16 protein-coding genes are annotated in these 16846 nt (G+C 71.6%); 7 read left to right on the top strand and 9 right to left on the bottom strand.

The window, feature by feature from the left end; translation table 11 throughout:
- The first annotated feature begins 67 nt into the window (after positions 1 to 67).
- From ACFVQ0_RS30470 to ACFVQ0_RS30455, 4 genes are all read left to right on the top strand, one after another.
- Complete coding sequence (locus ACFVQ0_RS30470; protein ID WP_390092408.1) at positions 68 to 1414, top strand: sensor histidine kinase; 1347 nt, start codon at positions 68 to 70, stop codon at positions 1412 to 1414.
- A 55-nt stretch (positions 1415 to 1469) separates the two neighbouring features.
- Entirely contained in the window at positions 1470 to 2156 is a 687-nt protein-coding gene (locus ACFVQ0_RS30465) for a response regulator (RefSeq protein ID WP_390092407.1), read from the top strand.
- A 156-nt stretch (positions 2157 to 2312) separates the two neighbouring features.
- Complete coding sequence (locus ACFVQ0_RS30460; RefSeq protein WP_390092406.1) at positions 2313 to 3392, top strand: alpha/beta hydrolase; 1080 nt, start codon at positions 2313 to 2315, stop codon at positions 3390 to 3392.
- Between the two features lie 103 nt (positions 3393 to 3495).
- Positions 3496 to 4071 carry an RDD family protein gene (locus tag ACFVQ0_RS30455; RefSeq protein WP_390092405.1) on the top strand — a complete coding sequence of 192 codons (576 nt, stop codon included), beginning with the start codon at positions 3496 to 3498 and terminating at the stop codon, positions 4069 to 4071.
- Positions 4072 to 4114: 43 nt separating this feature from the next.
- Here the strand turns inward: ACFVQ0_RS30455 and ACFVQ0_RS30450 are convergent, their stop codons facing one another.
- From ACFVQ0_RS30450 to ACFVQ0_RS30420, 7 genes are all read right to left on the bottom strand, one after another.
- Positions 4115 to 5131 carry an aldo/keto reductase gene (locus ACFVQ0_RS30450; RefSeq protein WP_390092404.1) on the bottom strand — a complete coding sequence of 339 codons (1017 nt, stop codon included), beginning with the start codon at positions 5129 to 5131 and terminating at the stop codon, positions 4115 to 4117.
- Positions 5131 to 5598: a MerR family transcriptional regulator gene (locus ACFVQ0_RS30445; RefSeq protein WP_390092403.1), complete on the bottom strand. Its 468-nt coding sequence runs from the start codon at positions 5596 to 5598 to the stop codon at positions 5131 to 5133. The genes ACFVQ0_RS30450 and ACFVQ0_RS30445 overlap by 1 nt, the downstream gene beginning before the upstream one ends.
- A gap of 71 nt (positions 5599 to 5669) precedes the next feature.
- Positions 5670 to 6188, bottom strand: coding sequence for a MarR family winged helix-turn-helix transcriptional regulator (locus ACFVQ0_RS30440; RefSeq protein ID WP_390092402.1), 519 nt, complete (start codon positions 6186 to 6188; stop codon positions 5670 to 5672).
- Positions 6189 to 6237: 49 nt separating this feature from the next.
- On the bottom strand, positions 6238 to 6648 hold the full coding sequence (locus ACFVQ0_RS30435) for an STAS domain-containing protein (protein WP_390092401.1): 411 nt from the start codon (positions 6646 to 6648) through the stop codon (positions 6238 to 6240).
- Positions 6645 to 7727 carry a B12-binding domain-containing protein gene (locus tag ACFVQ0_RS30430; RefSeq protein WP_390092400.1) on the bottom strand — a complete coding sequence of 361 codons (1083 nt, stop codon included), beginning with the start codon at positions 7725 to 7727 and terminating at the stop codon, positions 6645 to 6647. Before ACFVQ0_RS30430 ends, ACFVQ0_RS30435 begins: the two co-directional genes overlap by 4 nt.
- The gene (locus ACFVQ0_RS30425) at positions 7724 to 9277 is read right to left on the bottom strand and encodes a PP2C family protein-serine/threonine phosphatase (RefSeq protein ID WP_390092432.1); all 1554 of its coding nucleotides are present in this window, start codon (positions 9275 to 9277) and stop codon (positions 7724 to 7726) included. The genes ACFVQ0_RS30430 and ACFVQ0_RS30425 overlap by 4 nt, the downstream gene beginning before the upstream one ends.
- A 288-nt stretch (positions 9278 to 9565) precedes the next feature.
- Positions 9566 to 10750, bottom strand: a complete 1185-nt coding sequence (locus ACFVQ0_RS30420) for a PP2C family protein-serine/threonine phosphatase (RefSeq protein WP_390092399.1) — start codon at positions 10748 to 10750, stop codon at positions 9566 to 9568.
- 169 nt (positions 10751 to 10919) lie between these two features.
- Between ACFVQ0_RS30420 and ACFVQ0_RS30415 the strand changes: the two genes are divergently transcribed.
- Positions 10920 to 11735, top strand: a complete 816-nt coding sequence (locus tag ACFVQ0_RS30415; RefSeq protein ID WP_390092398.1) for a serine hydrolase domain-containing protein — start codon at positions 10920 to 10922, stop codon at positions 11733 to 11735.
- A gap of 70 nt (positions 11736 to 11805) precedes the next feature.
- On the opposite strand, the gene ACFVQ0_RS30410 is transcribed toward ACFVQ0_RS30415, so the two are convergent.
- The gene (locus ACFVQ0_RS30410; RefSeq protein ID WP_390092397.1) at positions 11806 to 13845 is read right to left on the bottom strand and encodes an alkaline phosphatase family protein; all 2040 of its coding nucleotides are present in this window, start codon (positions 13843 to 13845) and stop codon (positions 11806 to 11808) included.
- Between the two features lie 234 nt (positions 13846 to 14079).
- Here ACFVQ0_RS30410 and ACFVQ0_RS30405 point away from each other — a divergent pair, with 234 nt between their 5' ends.
- Positions 14080 to 14703, top strand: a complete 624-nt coding sequence (locus tag ACFVQ0_RS30405; RefSeq protein ID WP_390092396.1) for a GNAT family N-acetyltransferase — start codon at positions 14080 to 14082, stop codon at positions 14701 to 14703.
- A 157-nt stretch (positions 14704 to 14860) separates the two neighbouring features.
- Here ACFVQ0_RS30405 and ACFVQ0_RS30400 read toward each other — a convergent pair whose 3' ends face one another.
- Entirely contained in the window at positions 14861 to 15517 is a 657-nt protein-coding gene (locus ACFVQ0_RS30400; RefSeq protein ID WP_390092395.1) for a pirin family protein, read from the bottom strand.
- Positions 15518 to 15639: 122 nt separating this feature from the next.
- Here ACFVQ0_RS30400 and ACFVQ0_RS30395 point away from each other — a divergent pair, with 122 nt between their 5' ends.
- Positions 15640 to 16839, top strand: a complete 1200-nt coding sequence (locus ACFVQ0_RS30395) for a PucR family transcriptional regulator (RefSeq protein WP_390092394.1) — start codon at positions 15640 to 15642, stop codon at positions 16837 to 16839.
- Positions 16840 to 16846: the final 7 nt, after the last annotated feature.

Genomic DNA, 16846 nt, shown 5'->3' with positions numbered 1-16846 from the left:
ACGCCCCCGGAACCAGCACTCCGGTATGACGCCGGCCGGTGGGCGCGCTGCCTACGCTGATCAGCCCATGCCCACTACCTCCGCGCCCCCGCCCCCGTCGTCCCCGCCCCGCTCCTCCCCGGCCGCGGCGGACGGTCTGCTGAACGCCACCCGCCGCCATCTGGGCGAGCTGGCGTACGGACTGACCCACCCGTCCCATCCGCCGACCCCGCTGCTGGCCGACGCCCGGAGGCGCTGGCAGCGGGTCCTGCCGTACGTCGTCGTCGGCGCGCTCGCCACGATCTTCATCCCGGTCACGATCACGGTCCTGTCCGACCAGTACGGCCTGAACGGCGGTCTGGCCGGCCTCCTCGGCGTCGCCCAGGCCGCGCCGCTGCTGATGCTGGCGCACCGGCCGTTGCAGGCCTGGTGGATCATCTTCACGGCCGACGTCCTGGGCGCGGTCCTGCTCCTCGGGCAGGACGCCGGACAGCGCGACGCCTGGCCGTGGACAGCACCCGCCCAGATCGGCTACCTCTTCGTGCTCCTGGCGCTGGGCCTGCGCGAGCGGCGGCAGACGCTGGCGGGCGTCTGGCTGGCGACCGGCGCCGCGGGGCTCGTCCTGTATCTGGTCTCCTCCGACCACCGCACCGACAACTCGCTCCTGCTGTTCATCCTCAGTGCCGTGGTGCTGACGATCGGCGCGGCGGTACGGGAACGCGGCGTCGCACAGCGCCGGCTGGCCGAGCAGGAGACCATCAGCGAGGCCGAGCGGGCGCGGCGCACGCTGCTGGAGGAGCGCACCAGGATCGCCCGTGAACTGCATGACGTGGTCGCGCACCACATGTCCGTGATCACGGTCCAGGCGGACTCCGCCCCGTACCGGCTGGGCGGACTTCCGGACGGTGTCCGCGAGGAGTTCGAGTCGATCGCCGCGAGCGCGCGGGAGTCGCTCGGGGAGATGCGGCGGCTGCTACAGGTGCTGCGCAGCGAGGGCACGGAGGGCGAGCGGGCGCCGCAGCCGGGCCTCGACCGGCTGCAACAGCTGGTGGAGGCCACGGTACGGGCGGGGCTCCCGGCCGAACTGTCGCTGCCCGCCGGGCTGACGGGCCTGCCGCAGGCCGTCGACCTGTCCGCGTACCGGATCGTGCAGGAGGCCCTGGCCAACGTGGTCCGGCACGCGCCGGGAGCCCGGACCCGGGTGTCGGTCAGCTCCGACGGCGCGCATCTGACGGTGCTGGTCGTCAACGGGCCGCCGGAACACACTGGTTCGCCGCGCGAGCCGCTGGAGACGACGGGGACGGGACACGGGCTGGTCGGGATGCGCGAGCGCGTACGGTTGACCGGCGGCACGCTGGACACCGGGCCGCTGCCGGACGGGGGTTTCCGGGTGGCCGCGCGGCTGCCGCTGGCCCCCGACGGCGCCGCCGGGTGACCGTTCCGCGTCACCGCCCGCTCCCGTCCCGCACCGTCCCGCCCCCGGAGGACCCTTGACCATCCGTGTGATCATCGTCGACGACCAGGCCATGGTGCGGGCGGGGTTCGCGGCGCTGCTCGCGGCGCAGGCCGATATCGATGTGGTCGGTGAGGCGCCGGACGGGCGCCAGGGCATCGACGTCAGCCGCCGGGTCCATCCGGACGTGGTGCTGATGGACGTCCGGATGCCCGAGATGGACGGACTGGCGGCGGCTCGCGAGCTGCTGAACCCGCCGGTGGGCGTGGCGCATGTGCCGAGGGTGCTGATGCTGACCACGTTCGACGTGGACGACTACGTGTACGAGGCGCTGCGCGCCGGCGCGTCCGGCTTCCTGCTGAAGGACGCGCCCCCGGCGGACCTGATCTCGGCGGTACGGGTGGTGGCGGCGGGTGACGCGCTGCTCGCCCCGTCCGTGACCCGGCGCCTGATCGCGGACTTCGCCCGCCAACGGCCGTCCGGGGCGGGGCGCGGCGCGGCGGCGCTGCGGCTGAACGGGCTGACTCCGCGGGAGACGGAGGTGCTGGGGCTGATAGCCCGGGGGCTGTCGAACCAGGAGATCGCGGGGCAGCTGGTGCTGGCGGAGCAGACGGTGAAGACGCACATCGGGCGGATACTCGCGAAGCTGGATCTGCGCGACCGGGCCCAGGCGGTGATCTTCGCGTACGAGGCGGGCGTGGTGGTACGGGGCGAGACTCCCTGACGCCCGCGTGTGCCGGGGCCGGCACACCCCCTACCCCGGTATCACTCCCCGGTTGGCCCCTCGGTGTGACGCCCCGGCACCCGTCCTCTTCCTACCTTCCTCCCGTCGCGCCGCACGGTGTGACGGGATCCGGCTCGGCCGGAGGGGGAGGGCCCGATGCGCCGTTACGCGAGGACCTTGGTGGCGGTCGCCCTGGCGACCACGGTGGTGGCCGGGACGGCCGGCTGGGCTTCCGGCAACGCCCAGCAGGCGCTGACCGGGCCGCCGCCCGGTACCGCCGCCTGGCGGGCGGACCGGGTGCTGGGCCGGGAGCTGCCCGACCCGGAGCGGGACACGCCCTCCGAAGTGAGCGCGTTCTTCCGGGGGCTGAGCGACCGGGACCGGCAGACGCTGATCGCCCGGCACCCGCTCGTCGTCGGGAACCTCGACGGCGTACCGGCCGAGCTGCGTTACCGCGCCAACGCCCGTGCGCTGAGGAGCGGTCACGATCCCCGGTACGCGCGTCTCGCCGCGGACCCGCACCGGCAGATCCTCGCGTTCGACCCGCGCGGCCGGGGTCAGGTGGCCGAGGTCTTCGGTGACTTGAGGGCCGCGCGGCGGGTGTCCGTGGTCGTGCCGGGCTCCGACATCGACGCCGGGACCTTCGACCGCGGTACCGATGTGTACGGCACCCCGGCGGGCATGGCCAAGTCCCTGTACGCGCGGACCGGCCGGGGCAGCGCGGTGATCGCCTGGGCCGGGTACACCACCCCCGTCGGCCTCGGCGTGGACGCGGCGACAGGGTCGCTCGCGGAGGCCGGGGCCGACCGGCTGACCCGGTTCGACGACGGGCTGGCCGCCGACGGTGTGCCCACGCCCGCCGTGTTCTGCCACAGCTACGGCTCCGTCGTCTGCGGCCTCGCCGCGTCCCGGCTGCGCGCCACGGACCTGGTCGTCCTCGGATCGCCCGGGATGCGCGCCGACAACGTCCGCGATCTGCACACCGACGCCCGGGTGTGGGCCGCCAAGGACCCCAGCGACTGGATCGGCAAGGTGCCCCACGTCGAGTTCGCCGGTCTGGGCCACGGCGCCGACCCGGCCTCCGCCGCGTTCGGCGCCCGCCGGGTGCCCGCGGAGGACGCCCACGGACACACCGGGTACTTCGCTCCCGGAACGGAATCGCTGCGCGCGTTCGCGGCGATCGCCGAAGGATCGCACGCCGGACTGGACAAGCGACCGGTGCTCCCCGCACGATGAGCGTTCACTATTGCAACTGCGCGGGGGCAGAAGGCCGTTACGGCGGATCCGCCCCACCACGCGGGCGCTCCGCACCTCTTACCGGCACGGGAGAAACCTCGCCATGAGCTACGGCGATCCGAACAACCCCTACAGTCAGCAGCCGTACGACGCTCCCCCGCGGTACGGCTACCAGCAGCAGCAGCCGTACGGGATGTACCCGCCGTACGGGATGTACCCGGCGGCGGGGATGCCGGGCATGCCGGGGATGGGGATGCCGCCGCCGGCCCACTGGGGAGAGCGGGTGGGGGCGTGGCTGCTCGATCTGATGATCATCGTGGCGCCGATGTACGCGCTGGGGTTCGTCGACATCGTGAGGAGCGACGACCCGGCGAACGCGGACCCCGGGCTCTTCTTCGCGGTGGGCGTGGCCTACTTCTTCGCCATGGGCTTCTACCAGCTCTACCGGGAGGGCAGGTACGGGCAGACGACCGGCAAGAAGGTCCTCCGGATCAGCGTGCGCCGAGAGGCCGACGGCGCGACGCTCGGTTTCGGCATGGCGTTCGTGCGCAAGCTCGCGCACATAGTGGACAGTCTGGCCTGCTACCTCGGCTGGCTCTGGCCGCTGTGGGACGTCCGGAGGCAGACCTTCGCCGACAAGATGTGCTCCACCGTGGTCATCAAGGTGGCCAAGGGCTGATCGCGCCCAGGGCCTGTCGGCCGGGCGCGATCAGCCGTCGCCGCTATTCGCGGGCGGTCGCGGTCGAGCTCATGTCCGGGTAGCGGTCCCCCGCGACCTGGCCGGCGATCGGCTCCAGCCGCGCCAGCTCCTCGGACGTCAGCGTGATCCGGGTGGCGCCGACGTTCTCCAGCAGGCGGCTGCTCTTCCGGGTGCCCGGGATCGGCACCACGGCCAGCCCGTGCACCTGGGCGCGCTGCTGCACCCAGGCCAGCGCCACCTGGGCGGCGGTCGCCCCGTGCGCGGCGGCGATCTCGCGGACGGGCTCCAGCAGCGCGGCGTTCGCCTTCGCGTTGTCGCCGTTGAAGCGCGGCTGGAACTGCCGGAAGTCGTTCTTCCCCAGGTCCTTGCCCGCGTCCGCGAAGGCCCCGGTCAGAAAACCTCGGCCGAGCGGCGAGTACGGCACGACGGTCACGCCGAGCTCCGCGGCCGCGGGCACCGCGCTGCGCTCGCTGTCCCGGCTGAACAGCGACCACTCGGACTGGAGGGCGGCGATCGGGTGCACGGCGTGCGCCTCGCGCAACTCCGCGCCCGTCACCTCGCTGAGCCCGAGCTGCTTGACCTTGCCCTGCTGGACCAGCTCGGCCATGGCGCCCACCGACTCGGCCAGCGGCACGGCCGGATCGCGGCGGTGCATGTAGTAGAGGTCGATCACGTCGGTGCCCAGCCGCCGCAGGCTGTTCTCGACGGCCTGCCGGATGTACGCGGGGTCGTTGCGGATGCCCCGGTAGTGCGGGTCGTCGTCCCGGCGCTCGATGGCGAACTTGGTGGCGAGGGTGATCTCGTCCCGGTGCGCCCCGACGAACGGCGCGATGAACGTCTCGTTGGCGCCGCTCCCGTAGATGTCCGCGGTGTCGAAGAGCGTGACACCGGCCGCCAGGGCGGTCTCCAGCGTCTCGCGTGCGGAGGCCTCGTCGGTGTCCCCGTAGAACTCGCTCATGCCCATGCAGCCGAGCCCCTGGACGCCGACCCGGGGGCCGCCCCTGCCGAGCTCCGCTGTGGCGATCTTGTCGTCAGTCATCAGGTACTTGACCTCTCCGGCGCCCGTCGGGCGCCCGCGTAAAAGTCGATCTTGTGGTCGAGTACGGCGAGGGTGTCCTGGAGCTCCGCGATCCGCGTCCTCACGTCGCGGCGGGTCGCCTCCAGCAGTTCCTGCCGTTCCTCGAAGGTGTGGTCGCCCTCGCGCAGCAGCTCCGCGTAACGGACCATGTGGGCGACCGGCATCCCGGTCAGCCGCAGCTTGCCGACGAAGGTCAGCCAGTCCAGGTCACGGTTGGTGAAACGGCGCTGCCCGGTGTGTGACCGGTCGACGTGCGGCATCAGCCCGATCCGCTCGTACCAGCGCAGCGTGTGTGCGGTGAGCCCGGTGAAGGCGACCACCTCGCTGATCGTGTACTGGTCCTGCCCCTCGGGACGCGGGTGCGCCTTGGGGGGCGATGCGCAGATATCGGTCCTCGTCGAAGCGGTCGTGGTCTCCATCACCGTCATGCCTCCACGCTAGAACCTTGGAGTGCACTCGAAGCAAGCGCAACCGGAGCCGACTTTCCGCCGGCAACCGTTCAGGCCGCGGAGTGACCGCCGGATGCGCGGCCGGATGCGCGGGGTGCCTCGCCCTGGGCAGCGTCGAGCTGGGTCCTGAGCCCTCCGAGCCCGGCGGCCAGGGCCCGGCGGTCGATGGTGGACATGTTGTTGATGGCCTGGTGGAGCATGGAGTCACGCTGTTCGCGGATGCGTTGCAGGTGTTCCTTGCCCGCGGCGGTAAGGCACAGGACGATTTCGCGGCCGTTGTCGGGGCTGGGCAGCCGTTCGAGGAAGCCGATGGCCTGGAGGCGGTCGCACATGCGGGTGACGGTGGGTGGCGCGGAGGCGAGGCGTTGGCACACGGTGCGCATCCGTATGCCGTCTTCGCGGTCCACGACGTACATCAGGCGGAGCTGCGACGTGGAGCCGGGCGCTGTCATACCGACGGTGGCGTTTCTGGCGTGGTCCCACATCACGTCGAGGAGTTCGACGATGGAGCTCGCCGAGTCGGTCGCCTCCTGCCAGATCCTGCTGGGGGCGGCATCTGGTGCGGTCATGATTGCCCGTCGGTGTGTGCTTCTGCCTGGCGGATGTCCGGGCAGTGGCTCAGATGGCGCCGTCCGGCCCGATGGGGCGGACCGCAGTGACGCTTTCCTCTGCCGATGGAGCCTTTGCGGCTTCGCGGAGGGGTTGGGCCGTGAGGTGGTCAAGAGTACCGGTGAGGCGCAGGAGCCGGTCGAGTCTCGGGGGCCGGTCGTCCAGGTGCAGTCGAACCCCCGCTTGGGCCGTGCGGCGGGCGATCATCAGCAGAGCGGACAGGCCCATGGAATCGACGGTGCCGAGATCCGCGCAGTGCAGATGCAGGTCTGTCAGAGCGGGCCGGGCCGCGAGCTGGGCGGTGACCTCGTCCAGGAGCAGGCCGGCGCTGTCGTAGTCGAGGTCCCCGTCGGCCTCTATACGGACGCTGTCCTCCGTGTCGATCGCGGTCAGGCGCAGGTGGTGGGGGTTTGTGGTCATGCGGGGTTCCCGGCTGCGGTGAGGGGGGCGGTGGTCAGGACGTGCGTCCCTGCCCGGAGGACGCGAACGGCTCGGGGGAAGTCCTTGAGCTCGCGGGCCAGGAGCTCAAGGGCCGGCGGCAGACTGTGGGCGGGGACGCCCCGGGCCACAAGGATCTGCGCGGTCCACGTGATGAACCAGGTGAAGAGTTCGTCGTCGTCGAGGTAGAGCGAGGTGGCCAGGAACTCCACGATGTGGGCGATGTCCTCCGCGGTGCGCTCGCGCTGGGCAGCGCTGTAGGAGCGCATCGCGGGAAACGCGTCCTCAAGTGCCGTGCAGACGCTCTGTACGAGCGAGGCGCTGCTTCGGCTGACCACGGTGTATTCCTGGTCACTCAGGTGCGGCAGGTCATCGAACTGCTGGTGATCGGTCTCCGGCAGCGGCAGCCTCCGCTCGGCGAGCAGCTCGGCGGCGGCGCGGGCGTCGGGGGCCCACGCGTCGGCGCCCAGCAGTGTCGCGTACCGGCCTTCGGGCCCGAAGGCGGCGCCGCCGACGAGAACGGGGACACCGACGGCCTGGCACGCGGTGATCGCCGCGTGCGCGGCGGGCAGTCTGGTGGCGATCGAGCTGGAGAGCGCGACCGCGTCGGCCCGGGTGCTGTGGAGGTGGGCGATGAGATGCGGGGTGGGGACCTGGGCACCGAGGTAGTCGACCCGCCAGCCGCGCAGTTTCAGGACCTCCGCCAGGAGGCGGGCCGGCAGCCCGTGCCACTCGCCGTCCACACAGGCCACGGTGATCCGGCCCCGGGTCGCCGTGGTGCGGGCGGCGGGGTGCACACTCAGCGCGGCGACGGCACGGTCGTTGATGGCGGTCGCCGCGTGCTCCTGGGCGACGCTGAGCCGGGCGGCCGCCCATTCCTCACCGACGCGGCCCTGGACAACGGCGATCACGTCCAGCAGGACGCTCTCCGGGTCGGCCCCTTCGTCGAGCAGGCGCAGCACGAGCTCGGTGGCCGCGTGTTCGTCGGCGATCGAGACCGCGTTCCACAGCAGCTCCGCCGACTGCGCCGTGTGTTCGAGAAGCGGTGTGCTCGTAGTCATGCGGTGAACCTGCCCCGGGTGTGCCCGTCCACCGCGCTGAGGTGGTGCGTGCGAGGGGCGGAGATCACGACGACAGCCATGTCGTCGTGAGGGCGGCCCCCCAGCCACTGGGCGGCCAGCATCTGCACGTGTTCCGCGATTCCCTCGGCCGGTGTGCCCGCGCACTCGGAGAGGGCGCGCTTGAGGCGCTCCTCACCGAACAGGGCATCGCCCATCGGTCCGCCCTTGGCTTCGGTGATGCCGTCGGTGTACAGGACGCAGGACTCCCCGGGCGCGAGGGATACGGCGACGGTGCTGGAGGAGATGTCCGGGAGGGCACCGATCAGGGTGCCGGTGGTGTCGGTCTCCTCGACGGTGCCGTCCGCGCGGATGATGAGCGGGCTGGGGTGGCCGCCGCTGGTGAGTTTGAGGTCCACCGAGTTGCCGCTACGGATGACGGAGGCCAGGACCAGGGTCGCGAAGCGGGTGTGGTGCGAACTGAGGAGCGCGGTGTTCAGCAGGCTCAGCATCCGCTGGTGGTCGTCGGCGAGGGGCAGCAGGGCGTGCAGGGTGTTGCGGATCTTGCCCGTCAGTACGGCGGCTTCCAGGCCCTTGCCGCAGACGTCCCCGAGCGAGACCAGGGAGGCTTCGCCCTCGGTCGGGGCGGGGTGGACGTCGTAGAAGTCGCCGCCGATGCGCTCGTGGTCCGCGGAGGGCCGGTAGGCGCCGGCGAAGTCCACTCCGGAGATGTGGTGCAGGGTGGGGGGCAGGAGCTCACGCATGAGGACGTCGGTGATCGCCGCCTGCTCCGCGTACAGCCGTGCGGCCGACATTGCCGCGCCCGCGCGGGCGGCGAACAGCCGGGCGAACACCTCCTCGTCGTCGCTGAAGGCGGTGTTCTGCGACCTTCGCAGGAGGACGAGCGCTCCGGCGGCGACACCGTGCCCCGGCAGTGGGGTGATCACGATCGACCCGACCGGACCGAACCCCTCGGGCACCATCCAGTCGGGCGCCGTGAGCGGGTCGATCCACCGCGAGGGCACCGGCGGGAACCCGCGCAGCGCCTCCCCCAGCCCCGGCACGTCGTCGGGGTCCACCGCGACGGTCGACGCCTCGGGGGCGCCGTCGCGCAGGCAGGTCACCACCGGCAGCCGCTGCCCGCGAGCCGGTGCGATCGCCAGTGCCGCGTCGGCGAGGTTCTCAGCGGCCATCTGCGCGGTCATATCCATGCAGCGCCCCAGGTTCAGGGACGAGAGCAGGACGCTGGACGCCTTCCCCAGGAACGCGGTCCGCTCCCGCTCCATGTGCAGGGCTTCCCGGACGAGCTGGTGGTCGGTGTCGTCCACCAGCCACCACGCCACCGAACCGCCCTTCCGTACGGTCGGGTGCGCCTCGAAACGGCGCTCCCCGATCACACCGCGCAGGGGCCCCTCCGCGCCCGGGACCGCGTGCGGGCCGGGGCGGGTCAGCGCGGCGTGCGCCGTCCAGAGCCACTGCGGGACCGCGTCCACCAGTGGTGTGCCCGGGACCGCCGCGGGCAGGAGAAGCCGTGCGGCGTCATTGCACCGCACGACCGCGCCCTCGACGTCAGCGATCAGGACCGGGTACGGGGCCCGGCCCCATCGACGGCCGGGCGCCTTGTCCGCGACGGTCTGCGCTTGAGTGGAAACCACAACTTGAGGACCCGCTGAGCGAATCCCTCACCTCATCAACTAGACGATTGCCTGGAGGCAACAATCTCGCACGAGGTCACCGCCTGACAACCGGCCCCCCTTCCCGCGCGGACTTTTCGCGCGGAAGCTTGCACATCCCGCACACGAAAGACACACAACCCGCACCTGCGGGACCGGGAACGCGCTCTACGGCGCGCTCGTACGGCCGTGCCAGTCGAGACACATCACCAGGGAGTCGTCGGCCGCCGGGCCGGAACCCCGGTGGCCCAGCAGCTCCTGAAGCATCACTCTGGGCACCTGAGGGGCGGGCAGCAGCCGGGTGCTGTTGATCGACGCGGCCAGGGCGCGGAGGCTGTACTTCTCGCCGCCGGGGGACAAGGCGTCGTACACACCGTCGCTGATGAAGAGCAACCGGTCGCCGGGTTCGACCCGGAAGTGCTGTGGGACGTAGGCGGTGTCCTCGAACATCCCCAGGGGCATCTGCGCCTCCAGCTCGACCTGTTCGACGACCCCCCTGCGCACCCGCCAGACCCGTGGTGAACCGGCGTCGATGATCTCCACGTTCCCCGTCGGGAGGTGGAAGCGGAAGAGCAGCGTGGACAGGTACTGCCTCCCGCCGTGCTGCCCGTATACCGCCTGATCGGCCAGATACGCCTGATCGCCCAGGCTCAGGCCGGCGCGGCGGGCGTTGCGGAGCGCGTTGACCGCGAGGTTCGTCAGCAGCGCGGCATCGATCCCCTCACCCATACCGTTGCTGACGGTCACGTACAGGTCATCGGCCGAGGCCGACCAGTCGAAGCAGTCACCGAAGATGGCGTAGGCGGGCTCCAGCTGGGCACCGAGGCTGTACTCCGGCCGGGCGCACGAGCGTCCGGGCAGCAGCTGCCACTGCATCTCGGCCGCCAGGGTCAGCCGTTCCGCCCGCCGCGCCTGAAGGAAGAGGTCGGTATCCCGCTCCGCGACCACCACCTCGTGTGCCAGGGCGTCGGCGCATTGCTGGAGGTCCTCCAGCACGTCCGCGTCAAGCTCCGCGTCCTCCTCCACCCGAAGGGCGACGCCGAGAACGCCGAGCCGGTCACCCCGGACACTGACCGGCAGGTACACCGTCACCTCGGATGCCGAGCGGTCGTACACACAGTGCGGTTCCTGGGCGCCGAACGCGCGGCCCGGGGCGCTGTCGTGCACCGACACCGGAGGGCGCGTATGCGGCAGTACGCCGACGGGCTGGAGCCTCGTCATCGCGTAGTCGGCCAGCAGCAGCTCGACCGTCCGGGCGTGATGGCGGCGCTCGATCACGGAGCGCATCACGTCGAAGATCCTGTGGGGTGCGGCCTCGCGCAGAGAGCGCTCGACCGCACTGGGTCTGTCCACCGGCACCGGTCGTACTTCCCTTCGGATATCCCCGTCAAAGGCGACTGTCGGCATCGACCAGCCGGAATGGGCACCAAAAGCCCACTCGGGAGTGTCACACGCCGCGGGCCCTTCCCCGCCACCGGCCCGTCCCGCCACCCGCGCCGGGACACTGTCTACTCTCGTACTCATGCAGAGCCTGGCGATGATCGAGAACTGGCCCGTCCCCACCGCGGCGGCGGCCGTCGTACGAGCGGACGGCACCGTCCTCGGGACGCACGGTCCCACCGCGCACCGTTTCCCGCTCGCCTCCGTCACCAAACCGCTGGCCGCCTACGCGGCGCTGGTGGCGTACGAGGAGGGTGCGGTCGAGCTCGACGAGCCGGCGGGCCCCGAGGGGTCCACGGTCCGCCACCTGCTCGCCCACACCAGCGGCCTCGCCTTCGACGAGCACCGGGTGACGGCCCCGCCCGGCACCCGGCGGCTGTACTCCAACGCGGGCTTCGAGGTGCTCGGTGACCACATCACCAAGGCCACCGGCATCCCGTTCGCCGAGTACGCCCGCCAGGCCGTCCTGGAGCCCCTGCGGATGACCGCGACCACCCTGGACGGCTCCCCCGCCCGCGACGGCGTCTCCACCGTCGAGGACCTGGCCCGGTTCGCGGCCGAGGTGCAGGCCCCCCGCCTCCTGGACCCGCGCACGGTCCTGGAGGCGCAGAGCGTCGTACACCCCGGGCTCAAGGGCGTCCTGCCCGGCTACGGACACCAGAACCCCAACGACTGGGGCCTCGGCTTCGAGATCCGGGACTCCAAGTCCCCGCACTGGACGGGCGCGCACTCCTCCCCCGCGACCTTCGGGCACTTCGGCCAGTCCGGCACCTTCCTGTGGATCGACCCGGTCGCGGGCGCGGCCTGCGTGGCGCTCACCGACCGGGCCTTCGGGCCGTGGGCGGCCGAGGTGTGGACGCCGTTCACGGACGCGGTGCTGGCCGAGCTGGCGGCGTGACAGAGGCGGCGACCGCGTCGGGGTGGCGACCGGGCTGCGCCGCCTCCGTCCCGGGCCCCTTCCCGTCTGCTCAGGCCGTCGCGACGCGGCCCGCGTACCGCTGGGTCCAGCCGGTCCCGGTGTCGGCGGTGAGCACCACGTCGTAGTAGCCGTCCTCCGTGGGCCAGTGCACGGCGGTGGAGTGGCCGCCGGGGACGGTGTACTTCCGGGTGCCGCCGAGGTAGTCGTTGGCCTTGAGGGTGTAACGGACGGGGTGCCTGCCGTCGTTGTGCAGCCTGAGCCCGACCACGGGGTGCCTGCCCGTCACCAGCTCCGCTTCGACGCGCGGAACGCCGATGCGCTTCGTGCTCTCGTGCTCGGGGACCAGCTGTCCGGCGAAGGAGCGCAGGAAGCCGTCGGGGCCGTAGACGGAGAAGGCGTACTTGCCGTCGGTCGCCGTCGCGTCCCAGGTGTACGAGCGGGGGGCCGCCGACGTCACCGTGTACGGCGTGTTGGCGAAGGCGAGGTACTGGTCGGGGAAGACCTGGAGGCTCACCGCCTTGCCCGCCGGGCCCCCTGCCAGCGTCATGGACGCGGTCACCGTGCCCGCGGAGCGGTCCTCGGTGAGCGTGGTGTGCGGGTGGAAGGAGAGGGCCCTCGGCTTCATCCTGTTCCGCGAGGGCTTCGGCGGGGTGCCGGTGACCGGGTCCGCGATGACGACCGGACCGGGGTGCGGGTGCGCGAAGTCGATCGCGCTGGTGAGGTCGCCCGCGACGGAGCGGCGCCAGTCGGTGATGTTCGGGCAGGTGAACGGCTTGCCCAGGGAGGCGGCCCAGGTCTCCAGGAACTTCACGGTCGAGGTGTGGTCGAACACCTCGGAGGCGACATATCCGCCCCGTGTCCACGGCGAGACCAGCACCATCGGCACCCGGGGGCCGAAGCCGTACGGAGTGGTGCCGGAGAACTCGCCTGCCGTGCCGGGCTCCGGGCGCGGGGGCAGCACGTGGTCGAACTTTCCGTCGTTCTCGTCGTAGGTGATGATCACCAGGGTGTGGTTCCAGATGTCCTCGTTGCTCTGGAGCGTCTTGAGGACCTTGTTCATGTAGCGCTCGCCGTGCACCGTGTCGAAGCCGGGGTGCTCGCTCCACGCGGCGGGCATCACCACCCAGGAGACCTCGGGAAGCGGGTGCTCGGCGCCCGGCTCGCAAGCGGCGATCAGATCGCGGAGCACCGCGTCGAGGTTGGCCTCCGAGTCGTCGTTGGGCGTGGTGGCGCCTTCGTAGACGAAGGAGTTGGCCTTCCAGATCTTGCCAGTGCCCGGTTCGAGGTCGGCCGGCTGCGCCGTGCGGGGGTCGAACGACTTGAAACTGTTGGTGACGTTGCAGCCGTACTCACCGACGAAACCGCTCTGCAGGCTGCCCGCGACGCCGTTGCCGCTGTTGTCGGAGTAGACCCGCCAGTCGATGCCGGCCCGCTGGAGCTGCTCGGGGACCGTGGTCCAGCCGCGGCTGTAGTCGTTCTGCCTGGCGTTGGAGGTCTCGCCGCCCGCGGAACCGGTCATCAGGTAGTAGCGGTTCGGGATGGTGGGGCCGTGCAGCGAGCAGAAGTTCATGTCGCAGACGGTGTACTGGGAGGCGAGCGAGTACATCCACGGCATGTAGTCGGGCGTGTAGTACCACATGCAGTGGTCGCCCTTGTCCTTCACCCAGGTGTTCCAGCGCCCTTCGTTGGCGCCGTAGAAGCTGTGGTTGTCGCTCCAGGTGGCGGTCGAAGGGGCGGGCGGCACGATGGTGCCGGTCGCGTCGCGCTGCTGGAAGACGTCGGTGCCGTCCTGGAATCTCAGGACCTGTCTGTCGTGGTGTCCGCGTACACCCGGCAGCTGGCCGAGGTAGTGGTCGAAGGATCGGTTCTCCTGCATCAGGATCACCACGTGCCTCAGGTCGGAGATGTCTCCGTTGAAGCCCTTGGGCAGGTGGTATTCGGCGGCACTGGCCTGTGTCCCGGCGACCGCTTCCGCGACCGGACCGGCGGCCACCGCACCGAGGGCGACGGCGGCGGTCTGGAGCATCCGGCGCCGGGTGATGCGGGATTCCTGGGCGGGGCTCACGGTGTCTTCTGTGGTGAGAGTCATCAGCGGACCTCTGGGGGGAGAGTGGTTCAGGGGGCGGACGGGGTGGCGCGTGCCTGCGAAATCTAGGCCGCCGTGGCGAACGAGAGGCGAACCCGGGCCGTACTTCTCACTCCTGAGAGACCGGCAGGTGATCTGTCGTCACTCCACCGGCCGGGACTTTCCGGGGCCAAGATTCCAACAGGCCACGCCCAACCGGTAGTACGAGATGACGAATGGCCGATACCCTCCCCCGCCATGACCGACATCGTGCGTGCCGCCGCCTCCGACGTCCCGGCACTCGCCGCCGTACTGGCCAGTGCCTACGCACAGGACCCCGTCTGGTCCTGGCTGATGCCGCACGACCGGGACCGGCGGCTGCGGCTGCTGTTCACCGCGCACCTCGCCCAGCAGGTCCCGGCGGGCCGGGTCTGGACCGACCGGGACCGCACGGTGGCGGCGGTGTGGGCGGAGCCCGGCCGGTGGAAGCTCCCGGCGAGCTACCTGCTGCGGAACGCGGGCACCCTGCTGCGCGCCGGACGGGCGCAACTGCCCAGGACCGGGCTGCGGTTGCTCGCGCTGGAGCACCGCCATCCGGCAGCGCCCGCGCACTGGTACGTCGAGTACATCGGCACCCACGCGGAGGCACGCGGCACCGGGCGCGGATCACGCGTGCTGGGCGGGCTGCTGGAACGGGCGGACGCGGACGGGCGGCCGGTGTTCCTGGAGTCGAGCAACCGGCGCAACCTGACATTCTACGAACGGCACGGATTCACCGTGCACGAGGAGATGGTGTTCCGGGCCGGGCCGCCGATGTGGTCGATGTGGCGCCGGGAGACCGGCCGGACAGGGCCTGGCGCCCCTTCCGGCACCGGCCGGTGACGTCGCCCGGGCGAGAGGTGCAGGGGGCCCGCATGGGTGTGTACGACCGGCTGTTCGTGCCCCGCGCCTCGCCCTGCCCGCAGTGCGGTTCGCGGGCGGACCTGGTGACGGGCCGGCCGGCGGACACCTGCGGCCATCTGCGGGCACCGCCCCCGGATCAGTCCGGCAGCTCCCAGACCAGCACCTCCGCCGGCCCGCCCGCGACCAGCTCAAGCCCAGTCTCCCCGGCGATCCGCGCCGAATCACCCGGCGACAGCGCCTCTTCGCCGATCCGCACCTCTCCGGCGACCACGTGCACGTACACCCGTGGCGAGTCCGGCAGCGCCGTGCGCTCGCCCTCCCCCAGCCGCCGGACATGGAGCATCGCACCCGCCTCGGGGAGCGCGTACGGGGTGGAGTCCGCGATACCGGGGACGGTCGTGTACGAGGGCTCACCGCCCGGCTCCAGTGGTGCCAGCCACATCTGGAGGAAGGTCAGCGGGGTGTCCCCGTCGTTGCGTTCGACGTGCCGGACCCCGCCCGCCGCGCTGAGGTGCTGGACGTCCCCGGCCCGTACGACCGTGGCGTGCCCGGCGGAGTCGCGGTGGGTCAGCTCCCCCTCCACCACCCAGGTCACGATCTCCGTGTGGCTGTGCGGGTGCTCGTCGAAGCCCGCGCCGGGGGCGAGGCGTTCCTCGTTGCAGGCGAGGACCGGGCCGAAGCGGAGGTTGTCCGGGTCGTAGAAGGTGCCGAAGGAGAAGGAGTGCCGGGACTCGATGCCGGCCGCATCGTCCCCGCCCCTGAAGCGGTCGCCCGAGCGACGTACGGAAATCACCCGCCCCACGGTAGCCCGCGCGGCGGACGGGCGGTCCTACGGATTTCATCCGAAGTGACGTGATCCCGTCCGATCGGCCCCGCCCCTCCGGGCAGCTGTCCGGATAAGGCAGTCTTGTGTCCGTGCCCCGACCCGATCCTGAGCAGCCCGCTGCGAACGACGCCCATCTCCATGCCGCGACGCTGAAGCGTCTGGAGCAGTCCTCCGGCCGGCTGGCCGCGAACGCGATCGCCCGCATGGACGAGTCACTGCCCTGGTACCGGGCCATGCCACCGGAGAACCGGTCCTGGATCGGCCTGGTCGCCCAGGCCGGAATCGCCGCGTTCACCGAGTGGTTCCGGCATCCGGAGACCCCGCAGGCCATCTCCACCGATGTCTTCGGTACTGCTCCGCGCGAGCTGACCCGGGCCATCACGCTGCGCCAGACCGTCGAGATGGTGCGTACGACGATCGAGGTCATGGAGGCCGCGATCGACGAAGTCGCCGCGCCCGGCGACGAGTCGGTGCTGCGTGAGGCGCTGCTCGTGTACGCCCGCGAGATCGCCTTCGCGACCGCCCAGGTGTACGCCCAGGCCGCGGAGGCCCGGGGGGCCTGGGATGCCCGGCTCGAATCGCTCGTGGTGAACGCGGTTCTGTCCGGGGAGGCCGACGAGGGCGCCGTCTCCCGGGCCGCCGCGCTCGGCTGGAACTCCCCCGAGCACGTCTGCGTACTGCTCGGAACGGCACCGGACGGCGACAGCGAGCTGACCGTGGAGGCCATCAGGCGGGCCGCCCGGCACGCCAAGCTCCAGGTGCTGACCGGGGTGCTCGGCAGCCGTCTCGTCGTCATCGCGGGCGGCAGCGACAACCCGCTCCAGGTCGCGAAGGCGCTGATCGGGCCGTACGCGGCGGGCCCCGTCGTGGCCGGGCCCGTGGTGCCCGACCTGCTGGCCGCCACCCGGTCCGCGCAGGCGGCGGCCGCCGGGCTCAAGGCGTGCGGCGCCTGGCAGGACGCCCCACGGCCGGTACTGGCCGACGATCTGCTGCCGGAGCGCGCGATGGCGGGCGACCCGGCCGCGCGGGACCAGTTGGTAGAGGAGATCTACAGACCGCTCGAAGAAGCGGGTTCCGCCCTCCTGGAGACGCTGAGTGTGTATCTGGAACAGGCGAGCAGCCTCGAAGGGGCCGCCAGGATGCTCTTCGTCCACCCCAACACCGTGCGCTACCGGCTGCGACGTGTGACAGACGTCACCGGTTGGTCGCCGTCGGATGTCCGCTCGGCGTTCACACTCCGGATCGCCCTCATCCTGGGGCGTCTGGCCGCCAGGGATCTCCAGTCCTAGACTTTTG

The sequence above is a fragment of the Streptomyces sp. NPDC057900 genome (assembly GCF_042887885.1).
Lineage (GTDB): Bacteria > Actinomycetota > Actinomycetes > Streptomycetales > Streptomycetaceae > Streptomyces.
Note: the sequence above shows the minus strand (reverse complement) of the source record. Positions and strands in the feature narration are given on the sequence as shown.

What these genes read in the sequence shown, in the direction of transcription:
- ACFVQ0_RS30455 (WP_390092405.1), top strand. Translation starts at nt 3,496, where the DNA reads ATGAGCTACGGCGATCCGAACAACCCCTACAGTCAGCAGCCGTACGAC.
- ACFVQ0_RS30445 (WP_390092403.1), bottom strand. Translation starts at nt 5,598, where the DNA reads ATGACGGTGATGGAGACCACGACCGCTTCGACGAGGACCGATATCTGC.
- ACFVQ0_RS30440 (WP_390092402.1), bottom strand. Translation starts at nt 6,188, where the DNA reads ATGACCGCACCAGATGCCGCCCCCAGCAGGATCTGGCAGGAGGCGACC.
- ACFVQ0_RS30460 (WP_390092406.1), top strand. Translation starts at nt 2,313, where the DNA reads ATGCGCCGTTACGCGAGGACCTTGGTGGCGGTCGCCCTGGCGACCACG.
- ACFVQ0_RS30415 (WP_390092398.1), top strand. Translation starts at nt 10,920, where the DNA reads ATGCAGAGCCTGGCGATGATCGAGAACTGGCCCGTCCCCACCGCGGCG.
- ACFVQ0_RS30405 (WP_390092396.1), top strand. Translation starts at nt 14,080, where the DNA reads ATGACCGACATCGTGCGTGCCGCCGCCTCCGACGTCCCGGCACTCGCC.
- ACFVQ0_RS30470 (WP_390092408.1), top strand. Translation starts at nt 68, where the DNA reads ATGCCCACTACCTCCGCGCCCCCGCCCCCGTCGTCCCCGCCCCGCTCC.
- ACFVQ0_RS30450 (WP_390092404.1), bottom strand. Translation starts at nt 5,131, where the DNA reads ATGACTGACGACAAGATCGCCACAGCGGAGCTCGGCAGGGGCGGCCCC.
- ACFVQ0_RS30435 (WP_390092401.1), bottom strand. Translation starts at nt 6,648, where the DNA reads ATGACCACAAACCCCCACCACCTGCGCCTGACCGCGATCGACACGGAG.
- ACFVQ0_RS30410 (WP_390092397.1), bottom strand. Translation starts at nt 13,845, where the DNA reads ATGACTCTCACCACAGAAGACACCGTGAGCCCCGCCCAGGAATCCCGC.
- ACFVQ0_RS30430 (WP_390092400.1), bottom strand. Translation starts at nt 7,727, where the DNA reads ATGACTACGAGCACACCGCTTCTCGAACACACGGCGCAGTCGGCGGAG.